We start from the raw sequence: 21613 nt of genomic DNA on the forward strand, positions 1-21613 counted from the left end.
CGGGATATGGTGGGCGAGTTTTTTGCCTATGGCCCTGCCTCCAGGATGCGCCGCAGGGTGTCCTTGGTGATGCCGAGCTCCCGGCAGGCGGCCATGCGGCGGCCCTGGCGCCTTTCCAGGGCGGCCATGACGGCGGCATGCTTGGCGGCGCGCATGGTCGGGGCGGCCGGGGGCTGGTCCCCGGCCGCCGGGGAACCGGCCGGGCGCAGATAGTCCGGCAGATGCTCCAGGCCGATCTGGCCGCCCGGGCACAGGATGAAGGCGTATTCCAGGATGTTTTGCAGTTCGCGCACGTTGCCGGGGAAGTCGTGATGCAACAGCAGGCGCATGACCTCCTGGCTGGCCCCCAGCACGTTTTTGCCCTGCACGGCGTTTTGGCCCGCGATGAAGTGGTCGGTCAAAAGGGCGATGTCCTCGGGGCGTTCGCGCAAGGGGGGCAGGACCAGGCGCACCACCCCCAGCCGGTAGAAGAGATCGCGGCGGAAGGTTCCCTCGGCCACCATGGCCTCCAGATCCCGGTTGGTGGCCGCCACCACCCGGGCGTCGGCGGCCTGCGGGGCATCCGACCCCAGGGGCTCGAAGATCTTTTCCTGGAGCACGCGCAGAAGCTTGACCTGAAGCGCCAGGGGCATGTCCCCGATCTCATCCAAAAAGATGGTGCCGCCCCTGGCCGAGGCGAAGCGGCCCTTGCGCGCGGTCTTGGCGTCGGTGAAGGCCCCCTTGGCGTGGCCGAAAAGTTCGGATTCCAGAAGCTCGCCCGGGATGGCCCCGCAGTTGACGGCCACGAAGGGGCCGGCCTTGCGCGGGCTTTGGGTGTGGATGGCCCGGGCGAAAAGCTCCTTGCCCGTGCCGGATTCGCCAAGGATCAGCACGGTTGAGCCGCTGGCTGCGATCTTGGGCAGAATCTCCAGCATCCGGGCCATGCGGCGGCTTTTGGTCACGATGTCGTCCAGGGTGGCGATGCCCTGAAGCTCCTTGCGCATGCGTTGCAGTTCGGAGATGTCCCGAAAGGTCTCCACGCCGCCCACGATGTCTCCGGCGGCGTCGCGTAGCGGCGAGGCGCTGATGCTGATGGGGATTTTCTCCCCGTCGGGGCGCACGATGAAAATGGAGGTGTTGGACAGGGAGTCGCCCGTGGCGATGCATTGCTTCAGGGCGCAGGCCCCGTCGCAGATGCTGGAGTGGAACACGTCCCAGCATTTGCGGCCCACGGCGGCCTCGGGGGCGATGCCGATGATCTCTCCGGCGGCCCGGTTGAAATAGGTCACGGTCCAGTCCCGGTCCACGGTGAACACGCCGTCGGCCAGGGACTCCATGATGGCTTGACAGGGGATGTTTTTGGGGAACTGCATGGCGGTCTCGCGCGGGCTTGGGCTGAAAATGCGTCGGGTGTGGGGCCTGACGTGGGCGAGAAATTCGTCCGATTCGGGCTCTGTCCTACACCGATTTTTTCAACTTGTCCAAATTCCGGACCATTTTTCCCTGGCATGCGAAATGCTTTTTAAGAGCCGACACGACAACACAAAACACCAAGGAGGCATGAACATGCCAGGATTCAATGGAATGGGACCGCAGGGCAATGGACCGTTCACCGGCGGGGGGCGCGGCATGTGCGCCCAACCCGGCACGGGGATGGCAGTCGGACGCGGCATGGGCCAGGGACGCAGATGCGGCATGGGCCGTCGCGGCGCAGGGGGCCAGGGTATGGGCCAAGGTATGGGCCAGGGCCAGGGTATGGGCCGGGGCATGGGGATGTCCCAGGGGGTGGCGCAAAGCGTCGGCCAGGGCCCGGCCGAGCCCGGGGCCGCCATGTCCCCCGAGGAATATGTGGCCTGGCTCGAGGCCGAGCTGGCCAAAACCCGCGCCAAGACGGGTCAGGGGAGCTAATGGGCGCCACAGCCGATGAAACCCCGGTTTCCGGGAGCGCGTCTCCCGGGAACCGGCAACAGGACGGTCCGGTTATGAAAATCGCCATCGCCAGCGGCAAGGGCGGGACGGGAAAAACCACGGTGGCGGTCAACCTGGCTGTGCTTTTGGCCGATTCGGGCCGGGAGGTGGCCTTTGCCGATTGCGACGTGGAGGAACCCAACGCCCATGTTTTTTTGACCCCGGTCTGGGAGACCGAGGAACAGGCGTTCATGCCCATCCCCCGGTTTGTCCAGGAGCGGTGCCTGGGCGAGTCCTGCCGGGCGTGCCTGGATCTGTGCCGGTTCAAGGCGCTCATCCGCATGGCCGGGGAGATCATGCTTTTCCCGGAACTGTGCCACGGCTGCGGCCTGTGCAAGCTGGCCTGCCCGGCCGGGGCCGTGGCCGACGACGTGCGCGAGCTTGGCGTGGTGCGCAGCGGCGTCTCCGGAGGCATCCGCATGGCCGGGGGGCTTTCCCGGGTGGGCGAGGCCATGTCCACGCCCCTGATCAAGGCCGTGAAGCAAAACGTGCACACTGCGCCATTGCAGATATGGGACTGTCCGCCGGGAACGGCCTGTCCGGTCATCGCGGCCGTGTCCGGGGCCGATTACGTGGTCCTTGTGGCCGAGCCCACGGCGTTTGGCCTGCATGACCTGAACCTGGCCGTGGAACTGGTGCGGGCCCTCGGGTTGCCCCACGGCGTGGTCATCAACCGCGACGGCATGGGCGACGACCGGGTGCTGTCCTACCTTGAGCGGGAAGGCATCGAGCTTTTGGGGCGCATCCCCGGCAGCCTGGAGGCCGCCCGGGCCTCGGCCCGGGGCGGGCTTTTGGCGCGGACGTTCCCCGAGATACGGGCCGTATTGGAAACCGTCCTGGCCACGGTCCAGGACCGGATCCGGGCCAGCGCCGGACAAAAGGAAGCGTCATGCGTGAGATAGTGGTGTTAAGCGGCAAGGGCGGCACGGGAAAAACCAGCGTCACGGCGGCCCTGGCCGTGTGCGCGGCGAAAAGCGATCTCCCGGGCGGCCCGCCGGTCCTGGCCGATTGCGACGTGGACGCCGCCGACCTGCATCTGGTTCTGGCCCCCGCCATCCGGGAGCGCCACGAATTTATGGGCGGGGACAAGGCCGTTATCGACGCCGAAGTGTGCCAGTCCTGCGGCCTGTGTCGCGAGGCCTGCCGTTTCGGGGCCATCGACGAGGCTTTCCGGGTGAACGAGGCCTCTTGCGAGGGCTGCGGGGTCTGCGCCTACGTCTGTCCTGCCGGGGCCGCGACCCTTGGCCCGCGCGTGTCCGGGGACTGGTTTGTGTCCGAGACCCGGGCCGGGATCATGGTCCATGCGGCGCTGCGCATGGGCGAGGAGAATTCCGGCAAGCTCGTGTCCACGGTGAAAAAGGCGGCCCGGGCCGAGGCGCAGCGGCTCGGCCGGGACATCCTGCTGGTGGACGGTTCCCCGGGCATCGGCTGTCCGGTCATCGCCTCCCTGGGCGGGGCCTCCACGGTGCTCATGGTGGCCGAGCCCACGCTTTCGGCGGTCCATGACATAAAAAGGGTCCACGCCCTGGCCCGGCATTTCGGCATCCCCTGCGCCGCCATCCTCAACAAGGCCGACGTCTGCCCGGAACTGACCCGGGAGCTGGCGGGCTTTTGCGGGGAATCGGGGATCACCGTCCTGGGCGAGCTCCCCTTTGATCCAGCCTTTGTCGCGGCCCAGCTGGCCGGGCAAAGCGTTGCGGAAAACGCCCCGGAAAGGTACGAAAGGCTTTTTTCGGATATCTGGCGACGGCTTGCGGCATCGTAAGCGTTCCCCCCCCTTGAAATAGAAGGCCTCCAGGGGGGTTCGAAATCCCGATGCCGGGATCTCGGGGACGCGGCAGTCGCGATGCGCCGGGCCGTGCCGACGGGGAGCCCTTCATGCCGCAGGACGGCGACGACGCGATGTCACGGGAAAATCTGGCCCGGGTGCTTGACGACATGGGCCTGGGCGTCTTCACCGTGGACGAGGACTGGAACATCCGCTTTTTCAACCGGGAGGCCGAGCGCATCACCGGCTATTCCCGGGACGAGGTGTTGGGGAAAAAGTGCCACGAGGTCTTTTATACCCAAAATTGCCATGAGCGGTGCCAACTGCGGCAGGCCATCCAGACCGGCCGCAAGAGCGGCAAGACCCGGCTGGACATCAGGGACAAATCCGGCCGCCGTCTGGCCGTGGAGGTCTCGGCCGCGCCCCTGACCGACGCTGCGGGCGCGGTGGTGGGCGGGGTGGAGACCTTTCTGGACGTGTCCGGGACGAACGCCGTGCGCCCGGCGGCCGGACGGTCCCACGGCCTGGACGAGTTCGTGGGCGCAGACGACGCCATCCTGCGCCTGTTCGAAACCCTGACCCTGGCCGCCGGAACCACCGCCCCCATCCTGCTCCTGGGCGAGACGGGCACGGGCAAGGATCTGCTGGCCCGGGCCGCCCACAGCCTGAGCCATCGCCGGGACGGCCCCTTCGTCAAGATCAACTGCGCCGCGCTGCCCGAAAACCTGCTGGAATCGGAGCTTTTCGGCTACAAAAAAGGGGCCTTCACCGACGCCCGAGCCGACAAGCCGGGCATCTTGCAGACCGCCGAGGGCGGCACGGTCTTTTTCGACGAGATCGGCGAACTGCCCCTGTCGCTTCAGGCCAAGCTGCTCCAGGTCATGGAGGAAAAACGTTTCCACCCTCTGGGGGCCACCTCCCCGCGCACCGTGGACGTTCGCCTGGTGGCGGCCACCAACCGCAGCCTCAAGACCCTGGCCGCGGAGGGCAAATTCCGCGACGATCTGTATTTTCGCCTGCGGGTGTTGGAGCTGGAGATTCCCCCCTTGCGCAAACGGCGCAGCGACATTCCCCTTTTGATCGAACATTTCCTCAAACACATCGGCGAGATGTACCACAAGCGGATCGCCGGGGCGGACCCGGCGGTGATCAAGATCCTGTACCGCCATGACTTTCCAGGCAACGTGCGCGAACTGTTGCATGTGGTGGAGCACGCCGTCATCCTGGCCAAGGACGACATGCTGCATACCGGCGACCTGCCGCCCTATCTGGCCCAGTCCGCCCCCCGCAAGGCCGTAGCGGACGATCCCGGCCCCCTGGCCCGCAGCGAGCGGGACTGCCTTGTGGAGGAATTGGCGGCGCATGGTTGGAACATGGCCCAGACCGCCAAAACCCTTGGCGTCAACCGCTCCACCCTGTGGCGCAAGATGAAAAAATACGGCCTCTAGGGCTGGTTCCGGCGAATATTTCCCGGAAACTCCGCCCGTTGCGCCGTCGCCTTGGAGAATGTCCCCGCTCCGGAGATAATGGGCGGCGTTGCAGAATTGCGACATATCTTGCAACAGGTGTTGCATGCATGCAACGCGAGCACCTGCCCGGTCGCCACGTTTCCTTTCCAAACAGCCAAAATACATCGGAAAACCCGATTTGAAAAAGCGGCACGGCTTTTGCCTAAATCATGCCGTTCCACACGATAGCCGCTGGCGGAGGACCGGGCATCGGCGCCGCAGCCAAAAGGAGAAGACTATGGGTGATTCGGTGTATACCTTTGAAGGAAAAAAACGGCCCTCGTTCATGGCCAAGGTCAAGGAGCTTTTGCCCGAAGGGGGCAACCTTGACATGTGCCTGACCTGCGGCCTGTGCGCCTCGGGGTGTCCGGCCTCGGGACAGGCCGGGGGCATGGACCCCCGCAAGTTCCTGCGCATGGCCGCCCTGGGCATGGACGACGAGGTCACCTCTACGGAATGGGTGTGGCACTGCACCATGTGTCAGCGCTGCATCTACGCCTGCCCCATGAAGATCGACATCCCGCAGCTGGTCTTCAACGCCAGGCAGGCCTGGCCCCGGGACAAGCGTCCCAAGGGCATCCTGGGCTCCTGCGACCAGGCGCTTCGCACCGAAGGCAACAGCGCCATGGGCGCGTCCTCCGAGGACTTCGCCTTCGTGGTCGGCGACGTGCTGGAGGAGGTTCGCGAGAACCAGCCCGGGCAGGAAGACCTGGAGGCCCCCGTCAACAAGGTCGGCGCGGAATACTTCCTGAACCAGAACTCCCGCGAGCCCGTGACCGAGCCCGACGAGATGGTTCCCTTGTGGAAGATCCTCAAGACCGTGGGCGCGGACTGGACCTACGGCACGCGCGGCTGGGCGGCCGAAAACTACTGCATGTTCCTGGCCGACGACGCGGCCTGGGAAAACATCGTGCGCAACAAGGTCAAGGCTGTGGAGGACCTTGGGTGCAAATACTGGCTGAACACGGAGTGAGGCCACGAACTCTTCGCAGTCCGGGCCGGACTGAAAAAGTTTGGGATCACGCCGAAGTTCGAGATCGAAAGCATCATCCGCCTTTATGCCCGCTGGATTCGTGAGGGCAAGCTCAACGTCTCCTCCGACTGGAACAAGGACCGCAAGGTCACCTTCACCGTACAGGATCCCTGTCAGCTCGTGCGCAAGAGCTATGGCGACCCTGTGGCCGACGACCTGCGTTTTGTGGTTAAGTCCGTGGTCGGTGAGGAAAATTTCATCGACATGTGGCCCAGAAAGTCCAACAACTACTGCTGCGGCGGCGGCGGCGGATTCCTGCAATCCGGCATGCCCGAAGCCCGTCGGGCCTACGGCAAGCTCAAAAACGACCAGATCATCGAGACCAAGGCGCACTATTGCATCACCCCGTGCCACAATTGCCACTCCCAGATCCACGATCTCTCGGGATACTACGAGGGCGGCTACCACGCCGTGCATCTGTGGACGCTGATCTGCCTGTCCATGGGCATGCTCGGAGAGAACGAGCGCGAATACCTGGGCGACGACCTGAAGGACGTCGGCCTGTAGCAGGACATCCCGGTCCCGGACGGCCCCGCCGCGAGGCAGGCCGCCCGGACCGGTCCTTGGAATCGCCGGGCGGCGGGACGCATCATGCGCCCGCCGCCCTTTTTTGCGTCTGCTTTTTGCGTCTGCGTGTTGCATCTGCGTGTTGTGTCCGTCCCGTTGCATCTTGCTGATCGCGGCGCGCGGCGCTACCTTGCCTGGCAGGAAAGGAGCCGCCGCCCATGCGCCGCATTGTGGAGGGCGTGAACCGGTGGATGTCCGACCGGACCCACAACGCCCTGTTTCCCGGGTCGGACCAGCCCGCCTTCGACCAACCCCTTCTCGGCCACGCCCGGGGGGACGATCCCCTTTTTGCCTGGATCAAACAGGACATCGGGCCGGATTTTTTCTGGACGCCGCTTGAGGCCTATCAGGCGGCCTTCCCCGGGGATGCGGCCCAGCCGGAAGAGCTTTCGGTCATCGCCTGGGTGCTGCCCCAGACCGCAGCCACCCGGGCCGCCCAGGCCCGGGCCACCCAGACGCCGAGCCTGGAATGGACCATGGCCCGGCATCACGGCGAGGCGGTCAACGAGGCCTTGCGGCGGTTCGTGGTGGAGCATCTGGCCGGGCGCGGGATTGCGGCCGTGGCCCCGGTGCTTCTGCCGCAGTGGCGAAAGGATCTGTCGGCGCGCTACGGGTTCGCCTCCAGTTGGTCCGAGCGCCACGCCGCCCATGTCTGCGGCTTGGGCTGTTTCGGCCTGTCCGACGGCCTGATCACGGCCCTGGGCAAGGCCGTGCGGGTGGGGTCCGTGGTGGCCCGCATGGTCCTGCCGCCGGTGGCGCGGCCCTACGACCGCCATGACGCCTGGTGTCTGCGGGCCGTGGGCGTAGACTGCCGGGCCTGCATGAAACGCTGTCCGGCCGGGGCCATCACCGAGGCCGGGCACGACAAGGCGGTCTGCCAGGCCTACCTGCGGGAGGTGACGGAACCGTATGTGGCCCGGGAGCAGATGGGTTTCGCCGTGTCCAGTTGCGGGCTGTGCCAGACCGGTGTGCCCTGCGAAAAGACGAACCCCACGGCAAAACGCACACGCCGCGCCGCCAGGGAGTGACCCCCGGGGCGCGGCGTTGCGGCGATGCGCGGCCTTTCGCCAGGCCTAGTGCTGGTGGTCGTGGGCCTCGTGTTCGTGTCCGGCGTGCTCATGGTCGTGGGGGCCGTGTTCGCCTGCGTGGGCATGGTCGTGGGCGGCGTCGGCATGGTCGTGGGGATGCTTGTGCTCATGGACGTGATCGTGGGCATGGGTATGCGCATGGGGATGGGAATGCGTGCCGATGCCCGGATGCTCGTGCTCATGCTCGTGTTGGTGGGTGTGCTCGTGGACATGGTCGTGGCGGTGTTCGTGGTCGCCCTTCATGATATGCCTCCGTGGAGTGTTGTTTTCGTATGGCCTTGGGAAAAACCGTTTCCCGTTGCTTTCAAGATAACCCGTTGTCATTCAAAGTAAATACGGCAATATCATTTTTTTGATATACACAGCTCGGGCAGTATGCAACCGGACATCGCACACTGTGCCCTGCCTTTTGCGAGGCTGAACACGTCCGATTCGATGTTTGGACGTGACGGCCTGCGGCGTGGCATGATCCCGGGGATCAGGCATGCCGCGCGGACATGGCCGAGATACGCCGCATGACGTGTTGCTTAAGTTTTTTTCCGAAGGGCGGCAGGAACGTGAGGATGGAACCTGCCTCCCAAACATTCCCTTTGTATGGAAGTGTAATGCAATTTCGAGCATGTAATGAATGTCGGATTATCGCTTGTCTATGTAGTCTACGATGGCGTTGTTGATGTTTACAGGTTGAAGCTCCTGCACATAGCTCCTTCCGTTCGGTCCATTCGCCAAACTGAGAAAGGGATTTGCTGCAATATCGATGTAGTACAAGAAATCGTTTGCTGACAAGCTGGATCTTCCTGCGAGATAGCTATTGAATCTTTCCTGGTCGATAACGATGGTGTAGCTGTATTTTTGTGAAAACTCTCCAAGGGATGCACCGATGAATTCTGCGAGTTTCGATGTCATTTTCCTTGATGAGCCAGAATTCCTGCTGTTACGGGATCTGACCATGTCGATATCAACCATCGCAGCGAATTTAGTCGAGCTTTCAAGTATATGGGAAATGTCAACGATGGCGACTTTTATTGGAACATTTTTGTTGGTTGGTGTCTGATTGAGGAGGGGGGTACTGTTATTGGTTGGACTGCCGTCGCTTTTTGCATGTGCAATGTCGAGGATTTTTGCAGCCTTCCCTGACTTGTCCCGAACAATTTCAACCAGTTCACCGTTGCGCATTTGCAATTCAAGGGATCCTTTTTGTGAAGGGCAACAGGCAGGATCTTTTGGGCCTCTGAACATTACATCAAGGATAATGGTCTCGTTGGCGATTTTAATGGATTTTAAATGAATCCCACGCGAAGACAATAATACCTGATTGACGTGGTATGCATCTTGATCGTGCGTGATGACACACAAATGTTCTTCGCCATGGTTTGCACCGTCAAAGGCGGATAAAAGGAATGCCCCACCTGTTTTCCCATCGTCAGAGAGTTTCCCAAGGGAGATAAGTTGGATTTCAGAGTCCTGCTTCTCGCCTTTCCCGTTGTTGAATTTTACAAAGCTGTATGGCGCATTTTCAATATAAGTGCCATCCATGAAATGTCCATAAACATGTATTTTGTAGCTCAGATTGTTTATAAGCTGCTTCGATATGGGTTCATTTCCGTCAATGGTGTACGATGTCTGTTCCCAAAAATATCTTCCCACGTCTGGGCGTCCGGCAATGGCCGAATCGGCATTGCAAAATATTAATGTAATCCATGTTAATAAGCAAAAATTTAATGTTGTTTGACGGAAATAGCGTTTCATAGTGTGCTCCTTGGTGTGAAATAGAGATATGATGCTGTGTTTTTTTAAATATACAAATAGGTGTCGGTTGTTATCGTTTAAAATCTAGTATCTTTACTCTGGTTTTGGACGGAAAGCGTTCATGTCGCAGTTGTGTTTGTTTTCGCTGTCATACCTGTCTCGAGCCGCTCCCTGTTTTTCAAGGTTTCGCCGAAGTCTACGGATACTCGGCAGCTCAAGAAAGCAAGCACGTTCTTCAAGAACCCAATGGCTGGGAAATCTGCCCCGTCTATATCTTTCCCGGAGTATACTTGCAAGGATGTTGCCTGTGTCTCCGGGAAATAGAATCTGAGGCGTAAAAATATACAGATTCGGTATTTTCCGAGAGGGCTCGTTTTTACGGGCACAAGCGTGATACCGGAAAAGCTGTACCCAGAGCAAACGGATTTTAATATTTGGTAAATGCCACGAAATATCGTCGCCAGCCTGCGTAATGGCTTGGAAATCGTAGAGAGTTGTCGGGGAGACAGTGCAACAACCAGCCACCGGCGTCGGCACATGGCGCCGCCCCGGCCAGCAAAAGAATCTGCCATGAAATATGAAGCGTATTTCCGCATGTCGGGAGCAAAGAGAGGACGCCGGATGACCACCGGACTTGACATCCCGGCCGCAACCTCCGAGGACAGACCGTACCTGCACAACATGAGCACGTCACGGGTACATGGAGAGAGCATGAAGCACTGTTTCGCCGCCGTCATTCCCGCCGCCGGGCTGTCTTCCCGGCTTCCGGCCTTCAAGCCCCTTTTGCCCCTGGGAGACGCCTCCACCCTGGGACGGGTGGTGCGGGCCTGCCGTCAGGCAAAGATTCGCGAGATCATCGTGGTCACCGGGCACCGGGCTGCCGAGGTCGGGGCCGAGGCCGTGCGGCTGGGAGCCCGCGCCGTGCACAACCCCGATTTTTTACGCGGCATGTTTTCCTCGGTGTGCGCCGGGCTGGCCGCCGTGTCCGGCGACGCGCAGGGCGTGTTCGTCCATCCCGTGGACATTCCCCTGGTCCGCTCTCATGTGCATATGCGGCTTACGGACCGCTTCGCCAGCTCCCCCGCGCCGGTCCTTTTCCCCACATACGGCGGGCGCAGGGGGCATCCGCCGCTTCTGCGGGCCGCGATGATCCCCGAGGTGCTGGCCTGGGACGGGGACGGCGGGCTTTGCGGGGCGCTTACCGCCCTGGACGGCGAGGATGTGGAGGTGGCCTGCGCCCAGATCCATTTCGACATGGACGACGACGCGGCCTATTTCAAGGCCCTGGGACTTTTGGCCCGCCTGGATGTGCCAGGCCCCGACGAGGCCCGGATCATGCTCACCTCCTATTTCGGCGTGCCGCCGCGCGGCCGCGCCCATGCCGAGGCCGTGGCCCGGGCGGCGGTGGCCCTGGCCCGGGCCCTGAACCGCCTGGGGGCCGGACTCGACGTGCGGCTGGTGGAGTCGGCGGCCCTTTTGCACGACCTGGCCAAGGGCCGACCGCAGCACGAGGCCGAGGGAGGCCGGGAGCTTCTGCGGCTGGGGTTCCCGATCCTGGCGGACATCGTGGCCTGCCACCGGGATACCAACCTTGGCGAGACCGACCCCTTGACTGAAAAAGAGATCGTCTATCTGGCGGACAAGCTGGTGCGTTGCGACCGCTTTGTAGGCCTGGAGGCCAGGTTCCGGGAGAAGCTGGACATGTTCGAGGGCGACGCCGCCGCCCAGACGGCCATACGCGGCCGCCGCCAGCGGGCCCGGGGCGTGTTGGCCCGGGTGGAGCGCGAGGCGGGCATGGATGCGGCGGCCATCCTGTCCCTGGCCGGGATGGTCGTGGGGGCGGGCGAGGCGGGCGGGGCGTGCGCCGGGTAAGGGTGTGGCTTTTCCGGCACGGGGAGTTGCCCCAGGTTTCCCCGCGCCGGTTCGTGGGCCAGTCGGACATCGCCCTGTCGGAGGCCGGACGGCGGCAGGCCGGGTATTGGGCCTCGGCCTTGGCCCGGATTCCCTTTGCCCTGGCCGTGGCCTCGGACCTCTCCCGCTGCCTGGAGACGGCCCGGATCATGCTTGCGGGCCGCGACATTTTCTTGCGCCGGGAACCCCGGCTGCGCGAGATCGCGCTCGGGGACTGGGAGGGGCTGACCGTGGCCGGGGTGCGGGAACGGTTTCCCGGACATTACGAGGCCAGGGGGGCGGATCTGGCCGGGTTCCGTCCGAGCGGGGGCGAGAGCTTCGCCGACGTGCAGGCCCGGGCCGGGGCGGCCCTGGAGGCCCTCATTTCCGAGGCTGGCCAGGTTCGGGAGGCCGGGGGGGCGGATGCGGCCTTGGGCGACCGGGACGGAGGCTGGGCCGAGGTGCTGGCCGTGGCCCACGGCGGGGTCAACCGTACGCTGTTGTGCGGGCTGTTGGACATGCCCCTGGGAAATCTCTTCCGTCTGGGCCAGGACTACGGCTGCCTCAACCTGCTGGAATTTACGGACGGCGGCCCGGGCGTGGCGGCCGTGAACATCCGGCCCGAATCGGCGTTCGGCCCGGTCTGAGCCCCGTAGGGATCGGTCACAGGACAAGTTCCATGCGCAGGCAGTCCCGGGGCAGGGTGTAGCGGTCGTCGGGACAGCATTCCGCCACCCGGAACCCGGCTTTCTCGTACATGGCCCGCGATGCGGGCAGGTTGTCCACGGTCCACAAAAAAATTCCGGCAAAACCGTGTTCCCGGCTCCAGGAAAGCCCCCGGCGCAGCATGGCCTTGCCCGCTCCCCGGCGATGGCAGGCCGGGTCCACGATGACGAAGCGCATCTGGGCCCAGCCTGGGCGGGCCGTGCGGCCGACCATGGCCAGGGAGCCGATCATGGCCTCGCCCAGATGGGCGGTGACCAGCAGGTCGTGGGCTACGTCGTAGCCTTCCAGAAATTCGCCCACCTCTCGGGCGATCAACAGCTCAAACGGCGCGCCCGAGCCCCATTCCCCGGCATAATACCGGCCGTGCAACTCCACGATGCGGCCCACCGCCCCGGGCTCGTAGCCCTCGCGCAATTCCACCTTTCGCGTCGAATCCATTGCTTCCTCCCGATAACGTCTCGTGGCGCGTCCCCTGGAAAATACGGTTTTTTATCCATGCTCATGCGTTCACGTTTTTGTCCGCAGAAAGCCTTGTGCGCTTTTCACGGACGCGAGTTAGCCGACATAGGGCCGGGCGGACTCCCACAGATGCTCGAAAGCCAGGTTCATCATGGCCACCATGCCCCGGTTGCGGATGACGACGGCGGTGAACCCCGGTTCGCCCGCCGTGGGATCCTGCATGGACACGAGCACCACTTCGTCGTCGAAGGCCTGCATCTTGAGCGGCAACTCGCGGATCAGGCGCACCACAAGGCCCCGGCCCGAGAGATCGTCGATCCACCCCCGCAGCAGGGGGTCGTCCAGGGCGGCCTCCTCGTACAGCGCCCGGTAGCAAAGCCCCCGGGCCAGGGGAACCTCCATGAAGGCCGTGTTCTGATCGGGGCTTAAGATCAGCGGCCGCCGCACGCAGGAGTTCACCCGCGCCCTGGCCGCCCCGGCCAGCAGCAACGCCCTGTGGCCGATGCGGGCCGCCCCGGCCAGCACCTCTACATAGGCCAGGGGGTCGTTTTGGCCTTTTCCGGCCAAAAAAATCGGTCCCAGTTCCTCGGTAAGCGCCGTCACGGCGGCCCGGGTCCGGGCCCGCTCCCGCTCAAGCTCCGTGAGCCGCTCCTGGCCGAGCATCTCCAAGGCCTGCCCCGGCTCCAGGGCCGCGTAGCTTTTGGGCGAGTCCTCCCGGATCAGGCACAGGCCCTTGGCCGTAAGCGACTCCAGCACGTCGTAGACCCGCTGCCTGGGAATCTTGGCCAGGGCCGCCACCTCGGCCGGGGAGAGTCGGGGGCGGCCCAGAAGGGCCAGGTAGGCCTGGGCCTCGTAGGAGGTCAGCCCTAAAAGGGCCAGGGACGCAGGGTCGGGCATGTGTCACCACCTTGTTGTGGCGGCATAGTGTCACCACTGGATGGTGGTGTCAAGCGTCGATTTGGCGGCCCAGCCGTCGCGGCGGGGTTTGCAGTCGAAATGCCGCCCTGGAAACCTTGTGCGCCGCCCGGCCCGGCCTCGGAGGGCGCGGGCTGGAGGCCTGCTTGGGTTGGAACGGGATTTGCTGGAAATCTCCCCGGATGGTACGGCCGACAACGCGGTGACGCCCGGCCTGCGTGGCCGGGAAGCCCGGGCATGTCCCGGACGTTCACGCCTGACCGGGCTCGTCCGTCCCTTCGGAGGAAAGACGCCTCATGGCCGAGCCTTTTTTCTTTTTGCATCTGCCGCGCACCGCCGGGACGACGGTCAACGACATCCTGCGGGGCAATTTTCGGCCAGGTGAGATGCTGTCCCTGTACCGGGACAGCGACTTTATGCGTTTGGAGGGCTGCGACGCCACGGCCCTGGAGGGCATCCGCCTGATTCAGGGCCACACCCTGCTGCACAATTACGATCCGCCGATGATGTATTCCCGGCCGGTGCGGGTGTTCACCTTCCTACGCCATCCCGTGGAGCGGCTGGTCTCCGAATACGTCTTCCTGAAAACCTGGCCGGAGACCGCGCTGTACCGGTTTTTAAACGACAACGCCGTCACTTTCCAGGATTACGTGACCAGTATGCGCCGGGAATTGAAGTATCGCGGCAAAAATCCCATGACCCGGCTTGTGTCCGGGTGTGATTTCGATCTGGACGGCTTTCCGCGCCAGGCCCTGGACACGGCCAAGCGGCATCTGGAGACGGTGTTTTGCTGCTTCGGCCTCAAGGAGCGTTTTGACGAGAGCCTGCTTTTGATCGGGGACGTTCTGGGCCTGCAAAACGTCTCTTACGAGCGGCGCAACGTGTTGGCCAAGGGGGTCAAGGAGGACATAAGCGAGGCGGACGTCCACCTGGCCCTGGAGAAAAACGCGGCGGATATGGAACTGTACGCCTTTGCCTGCGACCTGTTTGCGGCCCGGACGGCGGAAAAAGGACCGGGCTTTGCGGCCCGGGTGCGGCGGTTTCGGGCCGTCAACGCCAGATACGCCAAGGTCTGCTCGCTCATTGCCCAAAAGACCGGGGCGGTCGGAACCGGGGACATTGAAAATCCCAAGGACGCCTTCCTGTTTCCTGACCGGCCTCCCAAAGAAAACGGCGGCCCGGAATAGGACGGCCGTTTACAGCGGGTCGCCTACCGGATATGCAGCGGATCGCGCCTGCCGCGCGGTAAGGAGAAACGGCCATGACCATGGAGAAGATCATCATCCCGCACCAGGCGGTGAAGCTGCGCAAGAAAAAGCCGCCGCCAGCGGTGGCGCATCGCGACCGCCGCGTCTATAACCGAAAGGCCAAACACAAAAAAAAGGCCCTGGAGCAGTCCGGGGCCTTTTTCTTGGTGCGCCAGGGGCGACGGCGGACCTGCACAAGGGATTGCCTTTCCGACGGTGTCGACAGATGCGCAGGGCTGTCGAAAGGTGACGGGAGAAGAGGTCGCAAATGGTGTAATGGCGGGTCGAGCGGTGGGGATGGGAAATTCGTCATGATGCGGTGCAATAAAGTCGTCGTGGCGCTTGCTGCCTGCCGTACGCATCATTATTTTGACCTAGAATATCGCTGTAAGTGTTGATGGATGTCATCGATTGCGCGACAGGTATGACGCATCTGTTCGTGTCTGAGGCGGTATCAAATTCATGATGCGGCAATTAAAAAATATTGCGGGAAGCCGATGCCTTCTGTAGAATATGCACACGGCCATTCGGCCGCTCGTACTCCGAGGCCCAGGCGGACCCTGCCGCACATGCCGCCGGGATCATCTCCCCCTGTTGGAGGCCCTCATGCGTAAAGGGAATGCCTTTTCCTGTCTGTCAGTCCTTGTCGTGTGTCTTCTCCTGCCTGTCGCCTCCCCGGCCGCCGAATCCTTCCAGTTCAGCCGTTTCGCGCCGCAGGATACGGGGCAGTTCGCCTATACGGATCTGAATATGCCAAGCGGGGTCGCGGGCGACGCCGCAGGCAACATCTATGTGGCGGACACCGGCAACGACCGGGTCCGAAAGTACTCAGCGGCAGGCGTCCTGCTCGCCGAATGGGGGACAAGCGGGACCGGGGACGGACAGTTTTCCGGGCCGGCCGGCATCGCCGTGGACGGGGCCGGGAACGTCTATGTGGCGGACACCGGCAATAACCGCATCCAGAAATTCTCGTCAAACGGGGTTCTTACGGCCAAATGGGGCGGCCTGGGGAATGGAGACGGCCAGTTCGCGTCCCCGCGCGGCGTGGCCGTGGACGGGTCCGGAAACGTCTATGTGGCGGACACCGGCAATAACCGCATCCAGAAATTCGCCCCGAACGGAACCTTTGCGGCCGCATGGGGCTTGCCCGGATCGGGGGACGGGGAGTTTTCGGATCCGCGCGGCGTGGCCGTGGACGCCTCGGGAAACATCTATGTCGCGGATTCGGGGAACAACCGCATCCAGGAGCTCTCGCCGGAGGGCTTCTGCATCACGATTTGGGGGGAGGCGGGTTCCGGAATCGGGCAGTTCAATGTGGTCCATGGGGTGGCCGTCGACACGCAGGGTCACGTTTATGCGGCGGATTACAACAACAGCCGCGTTCAGGTATTCACCTCCGAAGGCGACGTTTTGGGGAATTGGGGCGGCTATGGCGTAGGCGACGGCCAGCTCGAATATCCGACCGGAGTCGCCGTGGCCGCCTCGGGCGACATTCTCGTCGCCGACACGCTCAACAACCGGATCGTGAAATATTCCGCGGCGGGAAATTTCCTGATGAAGCTCGGCTCCGTCGGAAACGCCAGCGGCCAGTTGAACATGCCGCAGCACCTGGCCATGGACGCCTCCGGGAACGTCTTCGTCGCCGAATGGGGCAACAACCGCATCCAGAAGTACAATGCCGATGGCGAGACCTCGCTTTTGTTCGGCTTTTCCGGATCGGGCAACGGACAGTTCTCCAGACCGTGCGGGGTGGCCGTCGACGCCGCGGGCAACATCTACGTCGCGGACACCTACAACCATCGCATCCAGAAATTCGACTCGACCGGCGGCTTTGCGGCCAAATGGGGGTCGAACGGCACGGGCGACAGCCAGTTCTCTTTTCCCGAGGATCTGGCCGTGGACAGCGGCGGGAACGTCTATGTGGCCGATAAAAGCAACAACCGCATCCAGAAATTTGCTTCCGACGGAACCTTTGCGGCCAAGTGGGGGACAAGCGGCGCCGGGAACGGGCAGTTCAACAGGCCCTCCGGCGTGGCCGTCGGCCCGGGCGGCGTCGTCTACGTCGCGGACACCTACAACCATCGCATCCAGAAATTCACGGCGGACGGCGTTTTCGCCGCAAAATGGGGGACAAGCGGCACGGGCGACGGGCAGTTTGCGTACCCGACCGGGGTGGCCGTGGACGCCTCCGGCAACGTCTTCGTGACGGACAACAGCAACTCCCGGGTGCAGAAGTTCACCTCCGCCGGGGTCTTTGCAGCCAAATGGGGCAGCGCAGGGACCGGCGACGGGAAATTCAACGCGCCTGTCGGCGTGGCCGTGGACGCCGGGGGAAACCTCTTTGTGTCCGACGGCGGCAACCGCATCCAGAAGGGGACGCCCGTCGCCATGGCGGCGCAGCTCGAATCTCCGCCGCCTGCCGCCACGACCCAGACCGGCTATTCCCTGACAGTCGGCGGGACTGGTGTTGTGCAATACCGCTACCGCCTCGACGGCGGGGCCTGGAACGCCGCCGTCCCCGTGGCCACGCCCCTCGCGCTGACCCTGGCCGAGGGGAGCCACACCCTGGAGCTTGTGGGCGGGGATACATGGGGCAACTGGCAGGCAACGGATTCGCCCACCACCTACACCTGGACCATCGACGTCACGGCCCCCACGGCGGAACTGACCGGGGTTCCCGTGGGCAGCGTCAACACCACCGCCGCCGTCGTCACCGTGGGCGGCCAGGGCGCGGTGTGGTATCGCTATCGCCTGGGGGCCGGATTCTGGACTCCGTCGTGGTCCGTGGAGCGGCAGATCATTCTGAGCGATATGGCCGAGGGCGCGCACACCCTCTCCGTGGTCGCGGCCGACGCCCTGGGCAACTGGCAATCGACGGATGCGCCGACCAGCGCCACGTGGACCGTGGACCTGACCGCCCCGGGCGATCCGGTCATCCCGCCGGGCGACAATCCCGGCACCCAGACCACCGCCCGGCCGACCCTGCGCTGGACGGCCGCGACCGGGGCCACGCAATACCTGATCGAGGTCAGCGACTCCGCCGACTTCTCGTCGCCGCTCGTCAGCCGCGTGGTGTCCGGAACCTCCTATACCCTGGCCGACATCGAGGCCCTGGTGCGCACCGGCGTCTGGTATTGGCGGGTGCGCGCCCTGGACGCGGCCGGGAACCAGGGGAGCTGGGTCACGGGTTCGTTCGAATACAAGGCTGCGGCAGCCGGAGGGATGATCCTGCTGTTGCTTCAGGAATAGCGCATGCGGCGGCGGGAAACGATCGTCATCCCGCACAAGGCGGTGAAGCTGCGCAAAAAAAGCCGCCGCCTGCTGCGGCGCATCGCGACCGCCGCGTCTATAACCGAAAGGCTAAGCATAAAAACAAGGCCCTGGAGCAGTCCGGGGCCTTTTTCGTTGAGGAGGATCTGAAGTCAAGGCCGAAGATGCGTGGCGCGTCAAACTGGACGGGTCTGATGCAGACCTGAATAGTGTCTATATGTGCATGTGCAAGAGATAATAGACTGCCTAATATATCAGAGAAATATGATAGAGTGGTTTGGGGTACAAATGGCATGGCGTGTTTTGAGGGAATCCGTCTGTGTCTGGATTGGCGGATATACGACGCTATTTCATGATATATGGACCCTGCTTTGACATGGAATGTGGTAATACATCATTCATGGTGCGACAGTGTCGTGTCGGTGGATGGCAGAATGGTTTTCAGTAGTGTGCGCCGCTCGCTTTCGGTCTGCGACCATCGAGATTGTTTTGTGGATACGTATGAAATAGAAAAATACTTTGATATTTTTCGTATTTATATGCATGCTTGCGACGAACGCAAAGAAAGTGCTTGTCGTGCGTCCGTGTATTCGGTAATGATTAAGAAAATTATACTTTCTGCCGATATCATTGCAGATTTTTCACAGCACCCCTCCGTCCGCGCCAGGAGGTTTTGTGACCGGGGCGTCGATACCGACGCCCCGGTCTACATTTCCCAAGGAGCCACGCCATGCGTCACGGGATAGCCTTCTTGCGCCTTCTTGCCCTCCTGCTTGGGGTTGTCCTGCCGACGGCGGCATTTGCCGCCGACATCTTCCAGTTCAGTCATTTTGTTCCAACAGATTCGGCGCAGTTCACGTATGCAAGTCTCAGTTCTCCCAGTGGTGTTGCTGTTGACGCCTCCGGAAATGTCTATGTGGCGGATACCTTTAACCATCGCATCCAGAAATTCTCATCCAGCGGCGAGTTCCTGACCACGTGGGGAAGTTCTGGCTCAAATGACGGGCAGTTCGCCTATCCCGGTGGTGTCGCTGTTGACGCCGCCGGAAATGTCTATGTCGCGGATACCAATAACAGCCGCATCCAAAAATTTTCCTCCAGCGGGATGTTCGTGACCACGTTTGGAAACCATGGCTCAGGCGACGGGCAGTTCATTTTTCCCCATGGCGTCGCTATAGACGCCTCCGGAAATGTCTATGTGGCGGATTTCTTTAATCACCGCATCCAGAAATTTTCTTCCGACGGCACCTTCCAGACCACATGGGGAAGCAATGGGTCAGGAGAAGGGCAGTTCGTATATCCTCGCGGCATCACGGTCGATACCTCAGGAAACGTCTATGTGGTGGATACCAACAACAGCCGCATCCAAAAATTCTCCTCCAGCGGGGCCTTCTTGGCCATGTGGGGAAGTACTGGCTCAGGAGACGGACAATTCAAGAGTCCACACGGCATTACGGTCGACGCCTCCGGAAACCTCTTTGTCGCAGATCAGAGTAATCACCGTATTCAGAAATTTTCCTCCGACGGCACCTTTCAAGCCACATGGGGAAGTTCTGGATCAGACGATGGACAATTCAAGAGTCCCCACGGCATCACGGTCGACGCCTCCGGAAACGTCTATGTCGCGGATAATAGTAATCACCGCATTCAGAAATTTTCTTTCGACGGCACCTTCCAGGACAAGTGGGGTAGTTCTGGATCAGGCCTCGGGCAATTCATCTATCCTGCAGGAGTCACCGTAGACGCATCCGGAAACATCTATGTGGCGGACAAGGATAACCACCGTATCCAAAAATTCGCTTCTGACGGTGCCTGCCTGGCCACGTGGGGAAGTTTTGGCTCAGGTGACGGGCAGTTCTCCTACCCTCCTGGCGTCACGACCGACGCCTCCGGAAACGTCTATGTCGCGGATTTCGGTAACTACCGCATCCAAAAATTCTCCTCCAGCGGGGCCTTTCTGACAAAATGGGGAAGTTCTGGCTCCGGCGACGGACAATTCAACATACCCCAAGGCATCACGGTCGACGCCGCTGGAAACGTCTATGTTGCGGATACCGCTAACCAACGCATCCAGAAGTTCTCCTCCAGCGGCACCTTTCTGACCAAGTGGGGAAGTTCTGGCCAACCCCAGGGCATCACGATCGACGCCTCCGGAAATATCTATGTGGCGGATTCCGGTAACCACCGCATCCTGAAGTACTCCTCCGACGGCGACATCCAGGCCCGGTGGGGAAGTTCTGGCTCCGGCGACGGGCAATTCAATGTACCCCAAGGCATCACGGTCGACGCCTCCGGAAACGTCTATGTCGCGGATTCCAATAACCAGCGCATCCAGAAGTTCTCCTCCAGCGGAGTGTTCCTGGCCAAGTGGGGAAGTTCTGGATCAGGTGACGGGCAATTTTTTCACCCCCGGGGAGTCACCGTCGACGCTGCAGGAAACATCTATGTGGCGGATACCGAAAACCACCGCATCCAAAAGGGGCTGCTGGTCCCTCTGGCTGCGACGCTCGAATCTCCGCCGCCTGCCGCCACGACCCAGACCGGCTATTCCCTGACGGTCGGCGGGACGGGGGTCGTGCAATATCGCTACCGCCTCGACAGCGGGGTCTGGAACGCCATCACTCCCGTGGCCACGCCCATCGCGCTGACCCTGGGCGACGGCAGCCACACCCTGGAGCTTGTGGGCGGTGACACATGGGGCAACTGGCAGGGAACGGACTCGGCCACCACGTATACCTGGACCATCGACGCCACGGCCCCCACGGCGGAACTGACCGGGATCCCCGTGGGCAGCGTCAACACCACCGCCGCCGTCATCACCGTGGGCGGCGAGGGCATGACGGAGTACCGCTACAGGCTGGATGCCGGATCCTGGAGCGCGGCGCGGCCCGTGGCGCAGCAGATCCTCCTGAGCGATCTGGCCGAGGGCGCGCACACCCTGTACGTGGTCGTGGCCGACGCCCTGGGCAACTGGCAGTCCACGGATGCGGCGACCAGCGCCAGTTGGACCGTGGACCTGACCGCCCCGGGCGATCCGGTCATCCCGCCGGGCGACAATCCCGGCACCCAGACCACCGCCCGGCCGACCCTGCGCTGGACGGCCGCGACCGGGGCCACGCAATACCTGATCGAGGTCAGCGACTCCGCCGACTTCTCGTCGCCGCTCGTCAGCCGCGTGGTGTCCGGAACCTCCTATACCCTGGCCGACATCGAGGCCCTGGTGCGCACCGGCGTCTGGTATTGGCGGGTGCGCGCCCTGGACGCGGCCGGGAACCAGGGGAGCTGGGTCACGGGTTCGTTCGAATACAAGGCTGCGGCAGCCGGAGGGATGATCCTGCTGTTGCTTCAGGAATAGCTCAGACGGCGCGTGTATAACCGAAAGGCCAAACACAAAAAAAGGCCCTGGAGCAGTCCGGGGTCTTTTTTTGTGGTCGCGCAACCTGCAG

Annotated in this window: 18 protein-coding genes; 12 read left to right on the forward strand and 6 right to left on the reverse strand. The window is 62.7% G+C overall.

Annotated features, from left to right (window positions below):
* Nucleotides 1-26: 26 nt before the first annotated feature.
* The gene (locus GD606_RS17845; RefSeq protein WP_163302346.1) at nucleotides 27-1352 is read right to left on the reverse strand and encodes a sigma-54 interaction domain-containing protein; all 1326 of its coding nucleotides are present in this window, start codon (nucleotides 1350-1352) and stop codon (nucleotides 27-29) included.
* A gap of 193 nt (nucleotides 1353-1545) precedes the next feature.
* Between GD606_RS17845 and GD606_RS17850 the strand changes: the two genes are divergently transcribed.
* From GD606_RS17850 to GD606_RS17875, 6 genes are all read left to right on the forward strand, one after another.
* On the forward strand, nucleotides 1546-1887 hold the full coding sequence (locus GD606_RS17850) for a DUF5320 domain-containing protein (RefSeq protein ID WP_163302345.1): 342 nt from the start codon (nucleotides 1546-1548) through the stop codon (nucleotides 1885-1887).
* A gap of 74 nt (nucleotides 1888-1961) precedes the next feature.
* A complete protein-coding gene (locus GD606_RS17855) occupies nucleotides 1962-2849 on the forward strand; it encodes a nucleotide-binding protein (RefSeq protein ID WP_163302344.1) in 888 nt (295 codons plus the stop codon).
* Complete coding sequence (locus tag GD606_RS17860) at nucleotides 2837-3712, forward strand: ATP-binding protein (RefSeq protein WP_163302343.1); 876 nt, start codon at nucleotides 2837-2839, stop codon at nucleotides 3710-3712. The genes GD606_RS17855 and GD606_RS17860 overlap by 13 nt, the downstream gene beginning before the upstream one ends.
* A gap of 113 nt (nucleotides 3713-3825) precedes the next feature.
* The gene (locus GD606_RS17865) at nucleotides 3826-5163 is read left to right on the forward strand and encodes a sigma-54 interaction domain-containing protein (RefSeq protein WP_246298869.1); all 1338 of its coding nucleotides are present in this window, start codon (nucleotides 3826-3828) and stop codon (nucleotides 5161-5163) included.
* A 298-nt stretch (nucleotides 5164-5461) separates the two neighbouring features.
* Complete coding sequence (locus GD606_RS17870) at nucleotides 5462-6763, forward strand: (Fe-S)-binding protein (protein ID WP_163302342.1); 1302 nt, start codon at nucleotides 5462-5464, stop codon at nucleotides 6761-6763.
* Nucleotides 6764-6981: 218 nt separating this feature from the next.
* Complete coding sequence (locus GD606_RS17875; protein ID WP_163302341.1) at nucleotides 6982-7851, forward strand: 4Fe-4S ferredoxin; 870 nt, start codon at nucleotides 6982-6984, stop codon at nucleotides 7849-7851.
* A gap of 45 nt (nucleotides 7852-7896) precedes the next feature.
* On the opposite strand, the gene GD606_RS17880 is transcribed toward GD606_RS17875, so the two are convergent.
* Nucleotides 7897-8154 (reverse strand): hypothetical protein, encoded by a 258-nt coding sequence (locus GD606_RS17880; RefSeq protein WP_163302340.1) that lies wholly within the window; start codon nucleotides 8152-8154, stop codon nucleotides 7897-7899.
* 393 nt (nucleotides 8155-8547) lie between these two features.
* Nucleotides 8548-9660 (reverse strand): hypothetical protein, encoded by a 1113-nt coding sequence (locus GD606_RS17885; RefSeq protein ID WP_163302339.1) that lies wholly within the window; start codon nucleotides 9658-9660, stop codon nucleotides 8548-8550.
* A 621-nt stretch (nucleotides 9661-10281) separates the two neighbouring features.
* On the opposite strand from GD606_RS17885, the gene GD606_RS17890 reads away from it, so the two are divergent.
* A complete protein-coding gene (locus tag GD606_RS17890; protein WP_176629341.1) occupies nucleotides 10282-11532 on the forward strand; it encodes a DVU_1551 family NTP transferase in 1251 nt (416 codons plus the stop codon).
* Nucleotides 11520-12197 carry a histidine phosphatase family protein gene (locus GD606_RS17895; protein ID WP_246298871.1) on the forward strand — a complete coding sequence of 226 codons (678 nt, stop codon included), beginning with the start codon at nucleotides 11520-11522 and terminating at the stop codon, nucleotides 12195-12197. Before GD606_RS17890 ends, GD606_RS17895 begins: the two co-directional genes overlap by 13 nt.
* A gap of 16 nt (nucleotides 12198-12213) precedes the next feature.
* Here GD606_RS17895 and GD606_RS17900 read toward each other — a convergent pair whose 3' ends face one another.
* Together GD606_RS17900 and GD606_RS17905 are read right to left on the reverse strand one after the other, a co-directional pair.
* Nucleotides 12214-12714, reverse strand: a complete 501-nt coding sequence (locus GD606_RS17900; protein ID WP_163303372.1) for a GNAT family N-acetyltransferase — start codon at nucleotides 12712-12714, stop codon at nucleotides 12214-12216.
* 117 nt (nucleotides 12715-12831) lie between these two features.
* Nucleotides 12832-13632 (reverse strand): TrmB family transcriptional regulator, encoded by an 801-nt coding sequence (locus GD606_RS17905; protein WP_163303373.1) that lies wholly within the window; start codon nucleotides 13630-13632, stop codon nucleotides 12832-12834.
* A 314-nt stretch (nucleotides 13633-13946) separates the two neighbouring features.
* Between GD606_RS17905 and GD606_RS17910 the strand changes: the two genes are divergently transcribed.
* The 3 genes from GD606_RS17910 to GD606_RS17920 all read left to right on the forward strand — a co-directional run bounded on the left by GD606_RS17910 (nucleotide 13947) and on the right by GD606_RS17920 (nucleotide 18146).
* On the forward strand, nucleotides 13947-14837 hold the full coding sequence (locus tag GD606_RS17910) for a sulfotransferase family protein (protein WP_163303374.1): 891 nt from the start codon (nucleotides 13947-13949) through the stop codon (nucleotides 14835-14837).
* A gap of 74 nt (nucleotides 14838-14911) precedes the next feature.
* A complete protein-coding gene (locus GD606_RS17915; RefSeq protein ID WP_163303375.1) occupies nucleotides 14912-15295 on the forward strand; it encodes a hypothetical protein in 384 nt (127 codons plus the stop codon).
* A gap of 208 nt (nucleotides 15296-15503) precedes the next feature.
* Nucleotides 15504-18146, forward strand: a complete 2643-nt coding sequence (locus GD606_RS17920; protein ID WP_163303376.1) for a hypothetical protein — start codon at nucleotides 15504-15506, stop codon at nucleotides 18144-18146.
* A gap of 727 nt (nucleotides 18147-18873) precedes the next feature.
* On the opposite strand, the gene GD606_RS20810 is transcribed toward GD606_RS17920, so the two are convergent.
* Nucleotides 18874-18996: a hypothetical protein gene (locus GD606_RS20810; protein WP_281362071.1), complete on the reverse strand. Its 123-nt coding sequence runs from the start codon at nucleotides 18994-18996 to the stop codon at nucleotides 18874-18876.
* Here GD606_RS20810 and GD606_RS17925 point away from each other — a divergent pair.
* The gene (locus tag GD606_RS17925; RefSeq protein WP_281362070.1) at nucleotides 18979-21522 is read left to right on the forward strand and encodes a 6-bladed beta-propeller; all 2544 of its coding nucleotides are present in this window, start codon (nucleotides 18979-18981) and stop codon (nucleotides 21520-21522) included. The genes GD606_RS20810 and GD606_RS17925 overlap by 18 nt on opposite strands.
* Nucleotides 21523-21613 lie beyond the last annotated feature (91 nt).

It is taken from the genome of Desulfolutivibrio sulfodismutans DSM 3696 (assembly GCF_013376455.1).
GTDB lineage: Bacteria > Desulfobacterota > Desulfovibrionia > Desulfovibrionales > Desulfovibrionaceae > Desulfolutivibrio > Desulfolutivibrio sulfodismutans.

Excerpts from the sequence above, each read along its gene's own strand:
- GD606_RS17845 (WP_163302346.1), bottom strand. The coding sequence starts at position 1,352 with ATGCAGTTCCCCAAAAACATCCCCTGTCAAGCCATCATGGAGTCCCTG.
- GD606_RS17850 (WP_163302345.1), top strand. The coding sequence starts at position 1,546 with ATGCCAGGATTCAATGGAATGGGACCGCAGGGCAATGGACCGTTCACC.
- GD606_RS17855 (WP_163302344.1), top strand. The coding sequence starts at position 1,962 with ATGAAAATCGCCATCGCCAGCGGCAAGGGCGGGACGGGAAAAACCACG.
- GD606_RS17860 (WP_163302343.1), top strand. The coding sequence starts at position 2,837 with ATGCGTGAGATAGTGGTGTTAAGCGGCAAGGGCGGCACGGGAAAAACC.
- GD606_RS17865 (WP_246298869.1), top strand. The coding sequence starts at position 3,826 with ATGCCGCAGGACGGCGACGACGCGATGTCACGGGAAAATCTGGCCCGG.
- GD606_RS17875 (WP_163302341.1), top strand. The coding sequence starts at position 6,982 with ATGCGCCGCATTGTGGAGGGCGTGAACCGGTGGATGTCCGACCGGACC.
- GD606_RS17880 (WP_163302340.1), bottom strand. The coding sequence starts at position 8,154 with ATGAAGGGCGACCACGAACACCGCCACGACCATGTCCACGAGCACACC.
- GD606_RS17885 (WP_163302339.1), bottom strand. The coding sequence starts at position 9,660 with ATGAAACGCTATTTCCGTCAAACAACATTAAATTTTTGCTTATTAACA.
- GD606_RS17890 (WP_176629341.1), top strand. The coding sequence starts at position 10,282 with ATGACCACCGGACTTGACATCCCGGCCGCAACCTCCGAGGACAGACCG.
- GD606_RS17900 (WP_163303372.1), bottom strand. The coding sequence starts at position 12,714 with ATGGATTCGACGCGAAAGGTGGAATTGCGCGAGGGCTACGAGCCCGGG.
- GD606_RS17905 (WP_163303373.1), bottom strand. The coding sequence starts at position 13,632 with ATGCCCGACCCTGCGTCCCTGGCCCTTTTAGGGCTGACCTCCTACGAG.
- GD606_RS17910 (WP_163303374.1), top strand. The coding sequence starts at position 13,947 with ATGGCCGAGCCTTTTTTCTTTTTGCATCTGCCGCGCACCGCCGGGACG.
- GD606_RS17915 (WP_163303375.1), top strand. The coding sequence starts at position 14,912 with ATGACCATGGAGAAGATCATCATCCCGCACCAGGCGGTGAAGCTGCGC.
- GD606_RS17920 (WP_163303376.1), top strand. The coding sequence starts at position 15,504 with ATGCGTAAAGGGAATGCCTTTTCCTGTCTGTCAGTCCTTGTCGTGTGT.
- GD606_RS20810 (WP_281362071.1), bottom strand. The coding sequence starts at position 18,996 with ATGACTGAACTGGAAGATGTCGGCGGCAAATGCCGCCGTCGGCAGGAC.